This window comes from Flavobacterium psychroterrae, assembly GCF_018380615.1.
Lineage (GTDB): Bacteria > Bacteroidota > Bacteroidia > Flavobacteriales > Flavobacteriaceae > Flavobacterium > Flavobacterium psychroterrae.
Map to the genome: position 1 here is coordinate 1 of NZ_JAGYVZ010000096.1, position 277 is coordinate 277.

The window sequence follows — 277 nt, forward strand, 5'->3', positions numbered from 1 at the left end:
CACCATATTATAGCCGATGGCTGGTCGATGGAGCTATTGCTCTCAGAGATCGTACAACTTTACAATAGCCTTGTTGATTCGTCAGCAGCAGCTTTGCCGGTGCTTGATATCCAATACAAGGATTACGGAGCATGGCTGGAGAGCGAACAGCAACAGCAAAAGAGCAGTTCCTCAGCCCTATACTGGCAGGAACAATTCAAGGGCAGTTTGCCTGTACTGGACCTTCCGTCTTTCCAGAGCCGACCTTTAATGCAGACTTACAACGGAGACAGCCTGA

General features: G+C 49.1%; 1 protein-coding gene. It reads left to right on the forward strand.

Annotation, left to right across the window (positions count from 1 at the left end; genetic code table 11):
• The coding region (locus KHA90_RS25215; RefSeq protein WP_213308304.1) for a condensation domain-containing protein at window positions 1-277 on the forward strand (277 nt) is incomplete at both ends.